The 497-nt window shown below is 39.2% G+C and carries 1 protein-coding gene; it reads left to right on the top strand.

What is annotated here, in order from left to right:
- Positions 1-19: 19 nt before the first annotated feature.
- On the top strand, positions 20-497 hold a 478-nt coding region (locus JEM49_RS10035; RefSeq protein ID WP_446720541.1), incomplete at its 3' end, for a mucin-binding protein.

The following is a 497-nucleotide window of genomic DNA, read 5'->3' as shown; positions in this document are numbered from 1 at the left end:
TATCAAGGGCCATGATCAAATGGTAGTCGTAACATACAGTGCTAACGATCAGTCTGTTAATGTAGTTTATGTCGATGATGACAACAATGGTAGCCAAATCGGTAATACGCAAACCGTAAGTGGGGTAACGGATGAAACAGTTTCAACCAATATCAGCAATCCAGATTCTACAAAGTATGAAATTGTCGATGCAGATAAATTGCCAGAAACGGTTACTTTGAAACCAAATGATAAAACGGTAATTATGGTTCACTTAAAGCATAAACTAGCTGATACCAGCCGAACCTTGAAGACGACCAGAACGATAGTCTATGTCAATGAACAAGGAAAACAAATGGCGGATCCGATTAACCAAACGTTGATCTTTACTCAAACTGGTAAAAAAGATTTGGTTACTGGTGAAATTACTTGGGATCCAGATTATACTCAAAGCTTGACGTGGAAGTCTGTTACTAGTCCTCAAATAGCTGGCTACACTCCAGATCTTACCAAGGTCG

Source organism: Lactobacillus sp. A27 (genome assembly GCF_016742815.1).
Lineage (GTDB): Bacteria > Bacillota > Bacilli > Lactobacillales > Lactobacillaceae > Lactobacillus > Lactobacillus gallinarum.
Note: the sequence above shows the minus strand (reverse complement) of the source record. Positions and strands in the feature narration are given on the sequence as shown.